Here is a 15,802-nt window from a genome sequence, read left to right as displayed (position 1 = left end):
TTCCCCTCAGGCGACACTTCTACATGCAGAAGTTGCTGAGACTGTCGTAGCACAGGTAATCGCCGACTGGACCGGCGTGCCGGTTGACAACCTGTTGTCGAATGAACTGGCCACCCTGCTGGAACTGGAGGCACGCCTCGGACGGGTCGTGGTCGGGCAGGACGAGGCTCTTGCCGCGCTCGGCAAGAGCCTGCGCGCCGCCAAGGCGGGCTTGAAGTCCGAGGAGGCACCGCTGGGCGTCTTTCTCCTCGTGGGGCCTTCTGGGGTCGGCAAGACCGAAACGGCGCGGGCACTGGCCGATCTCATGTTCGGCGGTGAACGCTCGCTCATCACGATCAACCTGTCGGAGTATCAGGAAGCCCACACCGTATCGCAATTGAAGGGGGCGCCGCCGGGCTATGTCGGCTATGGCGAGGGCGGCATCCTGACTCAGGCTGTCCGTCAGCGACCCTACAGCGTGGTCCTCCTGGACGAGGTGGAGAAAGCCCATCGGGACGTGGTCAACCTGTTCTACCAGGTCTTCGATCGCGGCTTCATGCGCGATGGCGAAGGCCGGGTCATTGATTTCCGCAACACCGTCATCCTGATGACGTCGAATCTCGGCAGCGAGCAAATCCTGGCGGCCACCGACGCCGCAACGGAGGCTGGCGGGGAAATCCCCGCCAGCGCGCTGATGGAGACCATCCGGCCGCTCCTGATCGACCGCTTCCAGCCCGCGCTGCTGGCGCGCTTCCAGACCATTGTGTACCGGCCGCTCGCCGCCGAGGCCATGGCCACGATCGTACGGATGAAGCTAGCCAAGGTGGCCGAGCGCATCGAACGCCGGTTCGGCGTGCCGCTGTGCTGTGACGACGCCCTGGTGGCCGAACTGGTGCGCGCCTGTCTGTTGCCCGATTCCGGCGCACGCAATATCGACAACCTGCTCGACCAGCAGATCTTGCCCGTGCTGTCGCGTGAGTTACTGGTACGCATGACCAGCAAGCGGGCACCTGCATCTATCCGCCTTTCGTTCTCTGAGGACGACGGCATTGGGCTGGACTTCGATGATGCGGCAACCACCACAGAGGAACACGCGTGACGCGCGGCGGGCCAGGTCTCTTCGAAGCGGTTACCGGGTTCTTTGCGAATGGCGTTGCCGTTGACGAGTTAGATGCCTCGACCCAGACCTTCCTGTCGGTCCAGGACAACATCCAGCGCATCCTTAACAGTCGGCGCGGTGGCCTTGCGCATCTGCCTGACTACGGACTGGGAGATCTGTCCCGCATCTACCGCCACCTGCCTGCCTCGGCGCACACGCTCAAGCGGGAAATCGAGACGACGCTCCTGCGCTACGAGCCGAGATTGAAGGCCCTCGACCTCGAGATCGAGGAGCCCGAACCGGGCATGCTGTTGAGCTTCACGATGACCTGCCATTTGCATCAGTCTGGACTGGTGCGATTCGGTACGCATTTCATGCCGGACGGCAAGACACGGCTCAAGCTGCTGAGGTCGGCGCACGATCATGACTAACCACCAATCCCCCCTGAGCGCTGCCAGGGATCTCAGCGGCACATGCCGCCGCACACTACTAAAGCACCGAACGCGCCGGCGGCAGCACCAACGACATTGCCGAACAACTGGCCAAACTGCTGCCCGAGGTGATTTGCAGCCCCGAGCGCATTCTGGATAGGCTGACCGCCGCTGCGGACGCGCTTGGAAAGGCGTTGTCCGCGATCTGAACGGCCAATGAAAAACCCCCGAGGGCTCGCGCTCTCGGGGGTTTTTCTCAGACAGGCTGATTGGCTCAGCAGTCCGGCATGAATTACATCATGCCTTCCATGCCGCCCATGCCGCCCATGCCGCCCGGCATTGCCGGAGCCGACTCTTCCTTCGGCGATTCGGCCACTGCGCAGTCGGTCGTCAGCATCAGCGAAGCCACCGAAGCGGCGTTCTGCAGCGCGGTGCGGGTCACCTTGGTCGGATCCAGCACGCCCATTTCCACCAGGTCGCCGTACTCGCCCGAAGCCGCGTTGTAACCGTAGTTACCCTTGCCTTCGATAACCTTGGCCACCACGACCGAAGCTTCTTCACCAGCGTTCAGCACGATCTGGCGCAGCGGCTCTTCCATGGCGCGCAGCACGATCTTGATACCGGCGTTCTGGTCGGGGTTCTCGCCGTGCAGGCCAGCGATCGCAGCACGAGCACGCAGCAGGGCCACACCACCGCCCGGGACGATGCCTTCTTCCACGGCAGCACGGGTAGCGTGCAGTGCATCTTCCACGCGTGCCTTCTTTTCCTTCATTTCGACTTCGGTGGCTGCGCCAACCTTGATCACGGCAACACCGCCGGCCAGCTTGGCCACGCGCTCTTGCAGCTTCTCACGGTCGTAGTCCGAGGTCGCCTCTTCGATCTGGGCGCGGATTTGCTTCACGCGGCCTTCGATCGCCGATGCGTCGCCGGCGCCGTCGATGATGATGGTGTTTTCCTTGCCGATCTCGATGCGCTTGGCCTGGCCCAGGTCCTGCAGCGTGGCCTTTTCCAGCGTCAGACCGATTTCCTCGGCGATCACGGTACCGCCGGTCAGGATGGCGATGTCTTCCAGCATGGCCTTGCGGCGGTCGCCGAAGCCCGGAGCCTTCACGGCGGCGGTCTTCAGGATGCCACGGATGTTGTTCACCACCAGCGTGGCCAGGGCTTCGCCTTCCACGTCTTCAGCGATGATCAGCAGCGGGCGGCCAGCCTTGGCCACTTGCTCCAGCACCGGCAGCAGGTCACGGATGTTCGAGACCTTCTTGTCGAACAGCAGAACGAACGGGCTGTCCAGTTGAACAACCTGCTTTTCCGGGTTGTTGATGAAGTACGGCGACAGGTAGCCACGGTCGAACTGCATACCTTCCACGACTTCCAGCTCGTCGGCCAGCGACTTGCCGTCTTCGACGGTGATCACGCCTTCCTTGCCAACCTTGTCCATGGCTTCGGCGATGCGCTCGCCGATCGAGGCGTCGCTGTTGGCCGAGATCGCGCCAACCTGGGCGATTTCCTTGCTGGTGGTCGTCGGCTTGCTCAGCTTCTTCAGCTCTTCGACTGCGGCGCCAACGGCCTTGTCGATGCCGCGCTTCAGGTCCATCGGGTTCATGCCGGCGGCAACGAACTTCATGCCTTCGCGCACGATCGACTGGGCCAGCACGGTTGCGGTGGTGGTACCGTCACCGGCGTTGTCGCTGGTCTTGGAAGCCACTTCCTTGACCATCTGCGCGCCCATGTTCTGCAGCTTGTCCTTCAGTTCGATTTCCTTGGCCACGGACACGCCGTCCTTGGTCACGGTCGGGCCGCCGAAGCTGCGCTCCAGCACCACGTTGCGGCCCTTCGGGCCCAGGGTCACCTTCACTGCGTTGGCGAGGATGTTCACGCCTTCGACCATCTTGGCACGGGCGGCGTCGCCGAACACTACGTCTTTTGCTGCCATGTTCTGAATCTCCGAATCTGGATGGATGCGTCCCGCTGGATTGTCAGGGGGACGATCGGGAATTGGGTGGCTTGTGGGCGTCGATTACTTGTTGACGACAGCCATGATGTCTTCTTCGCGCATGACCAGCAGTTCCTGGCCATCCACCTTCACGCCCTGGCCGGCGTACTTGCCGAACAGCACGCGGTCACCCACCTTGACGTCGAGGGCGATGTTGTTGCCCTTGTCATCCTTCTTGCCAGGGCCAATCGCCAGCACTTCGCCTTGATCGGGCTTCTCGGCAGCATTGTCGGGAATCACGATGCCGGATGCGGTCTTGGTTTCATTGTCCAGACGCTTCACGATCACGCGGTCGTGCAGAGGACGCAGGTTCATACGGACTCCTAGATACAAAAGTGAGTGTTAAATCACAAAATGGTCGTCTGATAGCGACGACCATCGGGTTTCGGGTACCGCGGGGGCGACTGTTAGCACTCTCCCCCAGCGAGTGCTAATTATAGGGACGGGGTATTTCGTTTTCAAGACGCGGGCTGAATGGGGGTTTTCCCGTACAGATCACAAGAATGCGCCGAGGGAAACAGTCCCAGCCGATGAATACGCCCCATAGATCACACAAAAATCTGGTCCTCCCACCCCGAATTCCCTAGTTCTTGGGATTCCCTGTAGTTGTTGCAATTTGTAACTTCGAGGCTTTGCCGCCCTCTGGGGCATTCGCAGCCACCGGGGAGGCCGCACCTTGAACCACATCTATCGACTTGTCTGGAATCGCACACTGTGCGCATTGAAGGTGGCGCCGGAAACGGCCGGAAGCCAGGGCTCGGAAGGCACGGGCACCGCAACCATCGCCCCAACGGCTTCCCGGCGGCGTGCCGGCTGGAGCGTCGGCTTGCCGGCACTGTCGGCGCTTTCCGCGGGCCTGCTCCCCGCCATTGCGATGGCTGCCACACCGATTGCCGGAACGCTGCCAACCGGCTCGGTCTGGATCAGCGGGAGCGGGACTGTCAACTCGACAGGGACCACCACGACGGTCAATCAATATTCGTCATCGGGCACGATCAACTGGTCCTCTTTCGATGTCGCTTCGAACAGTACGGTCAATTTCACGCCGAATACGGGTGCGAGCGCCGTCACCCTCAACAACATTTCTGGCACTACGGCCAGCCAGATCTACGGAACCGTGTCGGCAGCCGGGCAGACGATCCTTGCCAATGCAAACGGCCTGGTTTTCGGTGGCACGACATCAGCCGGCGGACTTCTCGCCACCTCGCTCGGTGTTTCCGCCCCTGCCACGACGGGAGGCAGCTACAGCCTTGATGCAGCGGCCATGCGCGGCACCGTAGCGTTTGCTGGCGGTGCAACGTTCATTGGCAACTCCGCGGCACTCGTCGGCGCCGGCGTGTCGAACAATGGCGTGCTGACGGCCAATGGCGGGCGAATCAGCCTGGTGGCCGCGGACCACGCAACGATGACGTTCGACGACAAGGGTCTGATGAATGTTGCCATTGCCGGCGCACTGAGCACCGCGCAGGGCGGCACCGCGGTCGTCAATACCGGAACCCTCCAGGCAACCGGCGGCACGATCATCATGGCGGCAGCAGCCCAGCCGGGGTTGTACGGCACGCTAGTCAACAACAGCGGCGTCATCATCGCGAATGGTGGAAACGTCAGCCTCAGCGCAATAGGGGGCGCCGTAGTCAACAACGGCAGCATCGACGTCTCGCAGGGTGGCCAGTCCCAAGCTGGGCAGGTTCAGATCACGTCAGACGCCGCCGTGATCCTGGGGGGCAACATCGACGCGTCGGGCACGACGACGGGCGGCTCGATTGCCATCTCGGGTGGTAGTGTCCAGCTCGGTGGCACGCTGACCGCCGGGACAGGCCAGATCAGCCTGCAATCGTTGGGGGACGTCCTCCAGACCTGGGGCAGCCTGACAGCGGGAACCCTGACAGGCAGCGCCGTCGGCAGCATGAAGCTCGACCAGAGCAGCAACAGCATCGCCGCGCTCGGGCCGATCAGCACGGGCAGCGACTTCGCGTTGACCACGACCCGTTCGCTTGGACAATCCGGCCCGTTGTCGATCGGCGGCGATACCACGATCAACGCAGGCACGAACGCCATTACGCTGACCAACGCCAGCAATTCGTTCGGTGGCGCGGTAAACCTGACCGGTGGCACCACGCAGATCACCAGTGCCGCGGGACTGAACTTGGGCACCGTCAACGCCGGCACATTGACCGCCACAAGCACGGGTGCGTTGGTCTTCGGCACCACCGCCGTGACCGGCAGCCTGTCGGCAACGAGCAACCGCGGCTTCATCATGCAAAACGGTGCGCTCACCATTGCGGGCAACAGCACCTTCAATGCCGGCACGGGTGCTATCTCGCTAACCAACATGGGAAACTGGTTTGGTGGCACCGTGAACCTGACCGGTGGCGCCACGATAATCAGCAGCGCCTCGGCCCTGACCTTCGGTAACGTCAATACGGATACATTGCTTGCCACGAGCCTGGGTCCAATGAACCTTGGCACCGGCACGGTGCGTGGCTACCTGTCGGCATCCACCAACGACAATGCCATCACCCAAAGCGGAGCGCTCAACGTTGCCGGTAGCACCACCATCAGCGCCGGCACTGGCGCCATCACGTTGACCGACGCGAGCAACAGCTTTCAGGGCCCGATCGCTGCAACGGGGTCCAGCGTGGCATTGCGCGCGGCTGGCGATCTGCGCGTCTCGGCGCTAAACAACAGCACGAACGGCGCGGTCAGCCTGACCGCTGGCGGGGCGTTGACGCTACCGGTATCGGCAATCAACACCGGCACGAGCAATCTGCAACTCGCGGCCAACGGCGGCACGTTGCTAGCCAATGCCGCGTTGAGCGGCAGCAATATCACGATCTCTGCCCGCGACAGCATCGCGCTGTACGGGCCAGTGACGGCCAGCGGACAACTCGCGCTCAGTACAAGCACCGGCCAGTGGATCTTCGCGCTGGGGGACGTGCAGGCCGCCACCACGCAAATCGGCAGCGGCACACTGCGCATCGGCAACGGCACCACCACCGGCAGCATTGGCGGCAACGTGGTCAACAGCGGCACACTGATGTTCAACCGGACCGACAGCATCGGCTATGCCGACGTCATCAGTGGCACCGGGAATCTCGTCCAGCAAGGCACCGGCACCTTGACCCTGACTGGCGTCAACACCTATACCGGCGCGACACAGGTCGCCGGCGGCACGCTTGCCCTGTCCGGCGCGGGCAGCATCGCAAACTCCAGCGGTGTGCAAGTCGATGCGGCAGGCATCCTCGACATCTCCGGCATCACCGCCGCACAGGCCAGCTTCCGAAGCCTGAGTGGCGCTGGCCAGATCAAGCTGGGCACCAGAACGCTGGCAACGGGCGGTGACAACAGCAGCGGCACCTTGTCGGGCGCCATCTCGGGCACGGGCGGCTTGCTCAAGAACGGCAGCGGCACGCTGACGCTTGGCGGCGACAACAGCTTCAGTGGCGGCACCGCGCTCAAGCAAGGACGCATCGACCTTGGCAGCAACGGCGCGCTGGGGACCGGCACACTCTCGATGGATGACGGCACCACGCTCGGCATTGCCACCGATGGGCTGCGCATCGCCAATGCGATCCGCCTGACGGGCAGCAACGATCCTGTGATCGACACTGGCGCCTTCAATGCCACGCTCGCCGGGGCCATCAGTGGTTCGGGCTTTCTCACCAAGAACGGCAGTGGCGCCTTGACGCTTGCCGGCGCCAACGACTACACCGGGGCCACCAACGTTGCGGCCGGCACGCTGCGGGCGGGAGCGGCCAACACCTTCAGCGCGGCATCCGTTCACACGGTGGCCAGCGGCGCCACGCTGGATCTCGCCGGTTTCAGCCAGAGCGTCGCGGGACTGAACAACGGGGGCGTGGTCTCGCTGATGGGCACGACACCCGGCGCGACCTTGACGGTGACGGGCCCCTACACGGGCAACAACGGCACGCTGCGCATGGGCACTGCGCTCGGCGACAGCACCGGCGTGAGTGACCGGCTGATCCTCAGCGGCCCCGCCGCCGTCGCCAGCGGTCAGACCACGCTGCAGATCTCCAACCTGAATGGGCTTGGCGCGCTGACCGCGGGCAACGGCATCGAGGTGATCAGCGCCGTCAATGGCGCCAGCACCACGGCGCAGACCAGCAAGAGCGCGTTCGTGCTCGCAGGTGGCCATGTAGATGCCGGCGCCTACCAGTACCGCCTGTACGCTGCCGACGCCAAGGGATCGGGCGAGAACTGGTATCTGCGCTCCAATGGCGAGACCACCGAAACCACCCCGACCACCGAACCTGCGGACCCGCCCGTCACGACCTACCGTGCCGAAGCCGCGTTGTACGCGGCGCTGCCGAGTCAACTGCGCCAGAGCAACCTTGCCATGATCGGCAACCTGCACCAGCGCGTGGGCGATGACGACCCGAGGTCCGCCACATCGGGCACCCTATCCGGCACCCCATCGGGCACCCCTGCCGGTCGCGATCGCCGGGCATGGGCCCGCGTGCTGACCACCGATGTCGACGTCAGCCAGGACGGCACGGTGGCGCCCAAGAGCAAGGGCCGGTTGACCGGCTTCCAGGCCGGCACGGATTTGCTGGCCACGCAGGACTGGCGCGCTGGCCTCTACGTCGGCCAGCTGGATGGCAACGTAAGCGTCAATGGCTTCATCGGCGGCATCGACAATGCTGGCGCCGGCCGCAACGATCTGCACAACCAGTATCTGGGCTTCTACGGCACATATGCCGGGAACAGCGGCATCTACGCCGACGCGGTGCTGCAGTTGGGCCGTCACCGCTACACGGTGACGCCAGCGTCCAGCTCCGGGGTCGAGACCAAGGGAGACAGCCTGCTGGCATCGCTGGAACTGGGACGCGCCTTTCCACTTGGCGGCAGCGCCTGGAGCATCGAACCCCAGTTGCAGGTGATTCACCAACGCATTCACCTCGACAACGCGCAGATCCCCGGAGCAATGGTCCAGACCGACGTGAACAGCAGCTGGCTCGCGCGCGTCGGCGCGCGGGTGAAGGGTGAAATGGAGGCAGGCTCCGCCGCGTTGCGGCCATATGGCCGCGTCAACCTCTACATGGCATCGAACGGTAGCGACGTCGCCCGCTTCACAAACCCGGCCGCCACCACCGACATCGTGGCAGCGACCGGCGGCACGAGCATCGAGGTGGCCGCGGGCCTAACCGCGGCCCTGAACCGGCGCTTCAGCCTGTACGGCGAGGTCGGCAGGATCTGGGCCGCCGGCGGCAATGCCAAGGTCAGAAACTCGATCCTTGGCTCCGCCGGGTTGCAGGTCAAGTGGTAGGCCAGTGCCACCAGCATCGAGCGGGATATGAACGGCCAGCACGGTCCCCTCTCCCGTTGATCGCACGCTGAACGTGCCGCCAAGGCGCTCGGTACGCGCCCGCATGCTGCGCATGCCCGCACCGGCGTGCCGCCCGGCGGCGGCCGGATCGAAGCCAACGCCGTTATCGCTGACCAACAGCTCCAGCCCGCGCGTGCCGACGCGTACCGCGACGTCCGCGCGGCTGGCCTTGCTGTGCTTCATCACGTTGGTCAGTGCTTCCTGCAAGGTCCGCATGACATCGAGAATCCGCGAATTCGGCAGATGGCATTGCTCAAGGCCATCGAGCTGCCAATGACACGCGATGTCATGGCTCTCCAGCAACCGGCTAAGGCGGTGGCGCAGCGGCACGATCTGCCCCGCCAGCGCCGGCTCGCCGAACTGCTGGCTGGCGGTCGTATCGACGATGATGCGCAGGTCATCGCGCAACGCCCGGAGCATCGACAGCACCTGCCCGGGCGGGATGTCATGCGGGCTGCGCTCCAGCGTGGCGATGCCGCTGACGAGTGTGCCGCCGAGCCCGTCGTGCAGGTCGTGCGCCAGATTGAGCCTCTCGTTGAGCCGCGCGTTGGCAACCTCGTACTCGCGTTGGCGCCCCAGGTTGACGACGAGTTCGGCCTTGGCTTCGGAAACCTTGCCGTGCAACTCGTCGTTGAACCGTTCGATCCGACGCAGGTTGGCCACGAAGCGCCATGCCAGCACCAGCGCCATAGCGATCATCTGGACCTGCGAAGTCAGCGCCGCGTAGTAGGCGTTGTCCGTCAGGATGCCGAGAAAGGACAGCAGGTCGTGCACCGCCGCGACGAGGAAGATGGCGATGCAAACCGACAGGATGCGATGATCGGTGCGGCCATGACGCCAGGCGAAGCCCAGGAACACAATGCACGTCGCGAAGAAGACGCACGCTGCCCACAGCGTGAGCACATTGCGCACCGTGGACAGGGATTCGGTCGGCGCCCAGATCACCGCCGCCGCTCCCACCGCGGCAAGCAGCCAGAGTCCGCCTTCGACACGCGGCAGACGCCGCTCGCAGAATCGCGCCATGGATAACATGTACGCGACGCTGTAGACCAGCAGCGCGACGGTGTTCGCACGCTCCCAGGCGTCGGTACTCGCGAACGGCCAGGTGGTAGTCGCCACCTGGTTCAGCGCCACGCACCACCAGGCCAGCGACATCAGGCTGAACCATCCGTAAGCCGCTTCCTGCCGACGCATCACCCAGAGCGAAAAGAAGAGGCAGCCAAGCGCGACGGTGACGGCAAGGCTGATCAGTTGCAGATCGTGCCGCAGCCAGTACGCGCGATCGTATGCGGGCCGCAGGTGTTCAGGGGCGGCGATCGATACGGGCCCGAGGCCAGGCTGGTAGGCCGACAACCCCGAGACGCGAACCAGCAGCGTGTTGGCGCCCTCTCGCAGCAGCGCGGCAGGCAGCAACTGGTAGCGCGGGGTATTCCAGGCACGCGTGAGCGGTTCGACCAGGCTCGTGTCGCGCATCAACAGGCTGCCATTGAGATAGACCGCGCCAGCCATGTTCAGGTAGTCGAGCAGCAGCGCCACGGGCTGGCGCGGGTCAGAGCCCTGCCAGCTCAGGCGATACCAGACCACACCGTCGAAGCCGGGCCAGCGCGTGGACCAGATGTCCGGCAACGACACGGGCACCCAGCCCGTGGCGGGCGGGCCATCGTCCTGCCAGGTCGACTGTGCGGCTTCGATTCGGGTAAAGGTGACGGCCTCCGATTGCGCCCGGGCGCTGGCTGCGCCGGCAAGCAGCATGACGCCGCAGATCAGCGCAATAAGCCAGAGGCACGCGCCTCGAAGACTGCCTGGGTGCGGGAGTGAACTGCCAGTTTCTTGTATGTGTTTCTGATATGGCATTCGACCGTCAACTTTGATAAGGACAGCACCTCCGCAATTTCCCGATTGGTCAGACCCTTGCTTACCAGCGAGAGGATTTCTATTTCTCGCGCGCTCAGTGGCGACGCACCGACCATTGGCTCGGCCTGGACTTCCGCGCCGCCAGCCAGCGGCGCCATCTTGCCAGCCAGATCGAGAATGCGCCTGGCCACGAAGGGGTCGATCGGCGCACCACCCCGCAGCGCGCTGCGAATCGACAGGATGATCTCGACGTCGTCGCGCTCCTTGAGCAGGTAGCCGGTAGCACCGGCCTGCAGCGCGCTTACGATGACCCGTTCCGTATTCCACGTGGAGATTACCAAAATTGGCAAGGCCGGGTCTTGCTCGTGCATCACCCGAATGAGGTCGATACCGTTGCCGTCGGGCAACCCCACGTCAACCAGCGCCATGGCGAACGGCTGCGTGGCCAGCAACGTGTTGGCAGCCTCGAGGCTGCCGGCAAACCATATGGCGTCGTCGCTATAACCCAGTGCGGCCAGGATCGTGCGTAGCCTGGACTGCATCGGCGGCTCGTCTTCAACGACCAGCAGGGGCGCTGGCAATACCGATTCAGCCGTGTCGGGCAAGGGTTGGATCATGGGGTGACAGTGGTGGGGGCGCGGCCTGAGTGTAGCCGTACTACCGCCGGGCTTGGCGAACGCCCGGACGATTCCGGACGAGGTCATGCCAGCCTGCCAGAAACGGGCCGTATGTGGCATCCCCGATTACAGGTAGCCGGGGATACCGGCGATGCGGCGTCAAGAGGCTTCGGAACCCTCGGCGGGGCCTTCAGCGGAGCCCGCCGCCCCGCCCGCCGCCTGCACCCGCGCCAGCGCCGCGCTGACCTCGCCATAGAACTGCCCCAGCGCGGCGGCATGCAGGTTCTGCGGCTGCAGCGCGGGCCACAGCAGGGCGATCATGTCTTGCGTGGTGCGGTCAATGTCGACCGGGCGGCCGCTCACGATGGCATCCCAGAGAATGTGCTCCATCGGGCCCAGGATGGCCGAACGCATCAGCCGCAACGGCATGTCGGCCCGGATCTCCCCACCCGCCTGCGCGGCAGCCAGCAGCGCCATCAGCGGCGCCGTGTAGCGCCGTTGCAACGGCACGAACACCTCGTCGAGCCCCTGCCCCTTGGCGCGCCCTTCCGACAGCACCAGCGCGCACAGGCCGGTGCCATGGATCAGGAACAGCCGCAGGTGCGTGCCGATAAAGAACTCCAGTTGCGCCCGGGCGGTGCCCTCGCGCGGCATGCCGCCCTCCATCGCCGCGATGATCTCGTCGTACCAGTCCTGGATCACGCGGACACACAGGTCCCGCTTGCTGTGGAAGTACGTGAAGATCGTGCCCTCGGAAATCCCCAGGCGCTGCGCGATCTCGGTCGTGGTCGCCCGCTCGTAGCCAAGCGCCGAGAACACTTCGCGGCCCACGCGCAGGATGTCGCGAATACGCTGCTCCGCCTTGGCGCCTGCCGGGATACGACGCTGATTCACGATCTGCTGCATTTGCGGTCCCTGTTGCGTAACCTGAACGGTGATGGCCCGGAATTATAGGGCGCGAGCGGCGCTCGGCACGCCTGTCCGACCGCGTTCGCCCGAAAGTTGAATACCACTCAAATTTCGTTTGCCCTTTGACTCAGCAGAGTATACAGTCTCCGCATCGTATTCCTAATATAACGCTCAATAGGCTTGATTTCCTGAGATTGAGTATTACTCAATTCACGGCGATCCGGCCGCGACAGGAGACAGGTATGGCGATGCAACCGGGAACCTCCCTGCCCATTGGGGGGCTGTCTTACGTGAAAGGGGCCGACACCCCACCACTCAGCGAACTGACGGTGCCTGCGCTGCTGGCGAACACTGCTGCGCTCCATGGCAGCCGGCCGGCGGTGGTATTCCGGGAGCAGAACATCCGCTGGACCTGGAATGAATTCAGCGCCGAAGTGGACAGGATGGCCGCCGGCCTCCACGCGCTGGGCCTGCGCAAGGGCGACCGGGTCGGCATCTGGTCCCCTAACCGCTTCGAGTGGCTGCTGACGCAGTTTGCAACGGCCCGGGTTGGCCTGGTCATGGTCAACATCAACCCGGCGTACCGCCTTGCGGAACTCGAATACGCGCTGAACAAGGTTGGCTGCAAGGCGATCATCGCGCCGGAAGCATTCAAGACCTCGCGCTACCTGGACATGCTGGCAACACTGGCCCCCGAGTTGGCCAAAGCCGAACCGGGCGCGCTGTACGCCGCCCGGCTGCCGCTGCTGCGCTGGGTTATCCGCATGGAAGACGTGCCGACGCCCGGCATGCTGACCTTCCGCGAATTGCTGGCGCGCGGCGCAAACGTGCCAAAGACTGCGCTCGACGAGATCACCGCCGGACTCGACGCGCGCGACCCCATCAATATCCAGTTCACCAGCGGCACCACCGGCGCGCCCAAGGGCGCCACGCTCACGCACCGCAACATCGTCAACAACGGCCGTTCGATCGCGGGCGCGATGCGCTTTTCCGAACAGGACAAGCTCTGCATTCCGGTGCCGTTCTACCACTGCTTCGGCATGGTGCTGGGCGTGCTGGCCTGCGTGTCCACCGGGGCCAGCATGGTGTTCCCGGGCGAGGCATTCCACCCGGGCGCCACGATGGCCGCCGTCAGCGAGGAACGCTGCACGGCCCTGCATGGCGTGCCGACCATGTTCATCGCGCAACTCGACGACCCCGACTTCTCGAAGTACGACTTTTCCAGCCTGCGCACCGGCATCATGGCCGGCGCGCCCTGCCCGGTGGAAGTCATGAAGCGCGTCATGGCGGACATGCACCTGGCCGAGATCACCATCGCCTATGGCATGACCGAAACCAGCCCGGTGTCGTTCCAGAGCGCCACCGACGATCCGATCGACAAGCGGGTGTCGACGGTCGGCCGCGTGCAGCCTCACCTCGAATGCAAGGTAGTCGACGTGGATGGCCAGACGCTGCCCATCGGCGCCACCGGTGAACTCTGCACGCGCGGCTACTCGGTGATGCTTGGCTACTGGGACGACGAGGAACGCACGCGCGAGGCAATCCGCGACGGCTGGATGCACACCGGCGACCTGGCCACGATCGACGAAGAGGGCTACTGCAACATCGTCGGCCGCGTGAAGGACATGCTGATCCGTGGCGGCGAGAACGTCTACCCGCGCGAGATCGAGGAATTCCTGTTCCGGCACCCGAAAGTCCAGTCCGTGCAGGTCTTCGGTGTGCCCGACGAGAAGTACGGCGAGGAAGTCTGCGCCTGGATCGTCCTGAAGCCGGGTCAGAGCGCCACCGACGAGGAAATCCGGAATTACTGCCGCGACCAGATTGCCCACTACAAGATCCCCCGTTACATTCGCTTTGTAGACGAGATGCCCATGACGATCACCGGCAAGGTGCAGAAGTTCGTCATGCGGGACCAGATGACCCAGGAACTCGGAATCAGCCCCAAGGCCAAGTGAAGCCATGCCAACCATAGAAACCAAACTCAACGCCCGCTCGGAGTCCTTCAAGGCCAATGCGGAGACGATGCAGGCGCTCGTGGCCGATCTCCGGCAGAAGATCACGAAGCTGGCCGAAGGCGGTGGCGAGGCCGCGCGCGACAAGCACCTGTCGCGCGGCAAGCTGCTGCCGCGCGACCGGGTGCAGCAACTGCTCGACCCGGGCACGCCGTTCCTGGAACTGTCGCAACTGGCCGCGTACGGCATGTACGACGATGCGGCGCCCGGCGCGGGCATCATCACCGGCATCGGTCGCGTGGCAGGCCAGGAATGCGTGATCGTCTGCAACGACGCCACGGTCAAGGGCGGCACGTACTACCCGATGACGGTCAAGAAACACGTACGCGCGCAGGAGATCGCCGAGCAGAACAACCTGCCATGCATCTACCTGGTGGATTCCGGCGGCGCGAACCTGCCGAACCAGGACGAGGTGTTCCCCGACCGCGACCACTTTGGCCGCATCTTCTACAACCAGGCCAACCTGTCGGCGCAAGGCATTCCGCAGATCGCCGTGGTGATGGGCTCGTGCACGGCCGGCGGCGCGTATGTGCCGGCGATGAGCGACGAGTCGATCATCGTCAAGAACCAGGGCACGATCTTCCTGGGCGGCCCGCCGCTGGTGAAGGCAGCCACCGGCGAGGAAGTGACCGCCGAGGACCTGGGCGGCGCCGACGTGCATACCCGCCTCTCGGGCGTGGCGGACTACTTCGCGCAGAACGATCATCACGCGCTCTCGCTGGCGCGCAATATCGTGCAGCACCTGAACCGCCGCAAGCCGGATCAGATCCGCCTGCACGAGCCGGCCGAGCCGCTGTATCCGCCCGAAGAACTGTACGGCGTGATCCCGACCGACACGCGCAAGCCGTACGACGTGCGCGAGGTCATCGCCCGCATTGTCGACGGCTCCGAGTTTGACGAATTCAAGGCCCGCTACGGCACCACGCTGGTCTGCGGCTTCGCGCGGATCTGGGGCTACCCGGTCGGCATCGTCGCCAACAACGGCATCCTGTTCTCGGAGTCGGCGCTGAAGGGTTCACACTTCATCGAGCTGTGCTGCCAGCGCAAGATCCCGCTGGTGTTCCTGCAGAACATCACCGGCTTCATGGTCGGCCGCAAGTACGAGAACGAGGGCATCGCGCGCAATGGCGCCAAGATGGTGACGGCGGTGGCCACGGCACAAGTGCCGAAGTTCACGGTGATCATCGGCGGCTCGTTCGGTGCGGGCAACTACGGCATGTGCGGACGCGCGTATTCGCCGCGCTTCCTGTGGATGTGGCCGAACGCGCGGATCTCCGTGATGGGCGGCGAGCAGGCCGCCAGTGTGCTGGCGACGGTGCGCCGCGATGGCATCGAGACCAAGGGCGGCCAGTGGAGCCCGCAGGAGGAAGAAGCCTTCAAGGCACCGATCCGCGACCAGTACGAACTGCAGGGACATCCGTACTACGCCAGCGCGCGGCTCTGGGACGATGGCGTCATCGATCCCGCGCAGACGCGCACCGTGCTCGGCCTGGGCCTGTCCGCCAGCCTCAACGCCCCGATTGGCGACATGAAGTTCGGCGTGTTCCGCATGTAAGGG

Annotated in this window: 8 protein-coding genes and 2 pseudogenes; 5 read left to right on the top strand and 5 right to left on the bottom strand. The window is 64.5% G+C overall.

The window, feature by feature from the left end; translation table 11 throughout:
- Positions 1-7 precede the first annotated feature (7 nt).
- Positions 8-1,078: pseudogene (locus B2246_RS28695) on the top strand (AAA family ATPase); the annotation flags it as partial.
- Positions 1,075-1,509, top strand: coding sequence for a type VI secretion system baseplate subunit TssE (tssE, locus tag B2246_RS28690; protein ID WP_286879658.1), 435 nt, complete (start codon positions 1,075-1,077; stop codon positions 1,507-1,509). The pseudogene B2246_RS28695 and the gene tssE, both read left to right, overlap by 4 nt.
- 292 nt (positions 1,510-1,801) lie before the next feature.
- Here the strand turns inward: tssE and groL are convergent, their stop codons facing one another.
- Together groL and groES are read right to left on the bottom strand one after the other, a co-directional pair.
- Positions 1,802-3,445, bottom strand: coding sequence for a chaperonin GroEL (groL, locus tag B2246_RS28685; protein ID WP_008644493.1), 1,644 nt, complete (start codon positions 3,443-3,445; stop codon positions 1,802-1,804).
- Between the two features lie 84 nt (positions 3,446-3,529).
- The gene (groES, locus tag B2246_RS28680) at positions 3,530-3,820 is read right to left on the bottom strand and encodes a co-chaperone GroES (protein ID WP_008644494.1); all 291 of its coding nucleotides are present in this window, start codon (positions 3,818-3,820) and stop codon (positions 3,530-3,532) included.
- A gap of 361 nt (positions 3,821-4,181) precedes the next feature.
- Between groES and B2246_RS28675 the strand changes: the two genes are divergently transcribed.
- Positions 4,182-8,792: an autotransporter outer membrane beta-barrel domain-containing protein gene (locus tag B2246_RS28675; protein ID WP_375198926.1), complete on the top strand. Its 4,611-nt coding sequence runs from the start codon at positions 4,182-4,184 to the stop codon at positions 8,790-8,792.
- Positions 8,793-8,819: 27 nt separating this feature from the next.
- On the opposite strand, the pseudogene B2246_RS28670 reads toward B2246_RS28675, so the two are convergent.
- The 3 genes and pseudogenes from B2246_RS28670 to B2246_RS28660 all read right to left on the bottom strand — a co-directional run.
- Positions 8,820-10,325 (bottom strand): annotated as a pseudogene (locus B2246_RS28670) (sensor histidine kinase); the annotation flags it as partial.
- A gap of 290 nt (positions 10,326-10,615) precedes the next feature.
- A complete protein-coding gene (locus B2246_RS28665; RefSeq protein WP_008644506.1) occupies positions 10,616-11,323 on the bottom strand; it encodes a response regulator in 708 nt (235 codons plus the stop codon).
- A 159-nt stretch (positions 11,324-11,482) separates the two neighbouring features.
- Positions 11,483-12,229: a TetR/AcrR family transcriptional regulator gene (locus B2246_RS28660; RefSeq protein ID WP_008644507.1), complete on the bottom strand. Its 747-nt coding sequence runs from the start codon at positions 12,227-12,229 to the stop codon at positions 11,483-11,485.
- Between the two features lie 245 nt (positions 12,230-12,474).
- Here B2246_RS28660 and B2246_RS28655 point away from each other — a divergent pair, with 245 nt between their 5' ends.
- Positions 12,475-14,187, top strand: coding sequence for an AMP-binding protein (locus tag B2246_RS28655; protein WP_286879654.1), 1,713 nt, complete (start codon positions 12,475-12,477; stop codon positions 14,185-14,187).
- Between the two features lie 4 nt (positions 14,188-14,191).
- Positions 14,192-15,799: a carboxyl transferase domain-containing protein gene (locus B2246_RS28650; protein ID WP_186426018.1), complete on the top strand. Its 1,608-nt coding sequence runs from the start codon at positions 14,192-14,194 to the stop codon at positions 15,797-15,799.
- The last annotated feature ends 3 nt before the right edge of the window (positions 15,800-15,802 follow it).

It is taken from the genome of Cupriavidus sp. UBA2010, assembly GCF_002335265.1.
Classification (GTDB): Bacteria; Pseudomonadota; Gammaproteobacteria; order Burkholderiales; family Burkholderiaceae; genus Cupriavidus; species Cupriavidus metallidurans.
This window is presented reverse-complemented; position numbering and strand designations above follow the sequence as displayed.

Excerpts from the sequence above, each read along its gene's own strand:
- B2246_RS28650 (WP_186426018.1), top strand. The coding sequence starts at position 14,192 with ATGCCAACCATAGAAACCAAACTCAACGCCCGCTCGGAGTCCTTCAAG.
- B2246_RS28660 (WP_008644507.1), bottom strand. The coding sequence starts at position 12,229 with ATGCAGCAGATCGTGAATCAGCGTCGTATCCCGGCAGGCGCCAAGGCG.
- groL (WP_008644493.1), bottom strand. The coding sequence starts at position 3,445 with ATGGCAGCAAAAGACGTAGTGTTCGGCGACGCCGCCCGTGCCAAGATG.
- B2246_RS28655 (WP_286879654.1), top strand. The coding sequence starts at position 12,475 with ATGGCGATGCAACCGGGAACCTCCCTGCCCATTGGGGGGCTGTCTTAC.
- groES (WP_008644494.1), bottom strand. The coding sequence starts at position 3,820 with ATGAACCTGCGTCCTCTGCACGACCGCGTGATCGTGAAGCGTCTGGAC.
- B2246_RS28665 (WP_008644506.1), bottom strand. The coding sequence starts at position 11,323 with ATGATCCAACCCTTGCCCGACACGGCTGAATCGGTATTGCCAGCGCCC.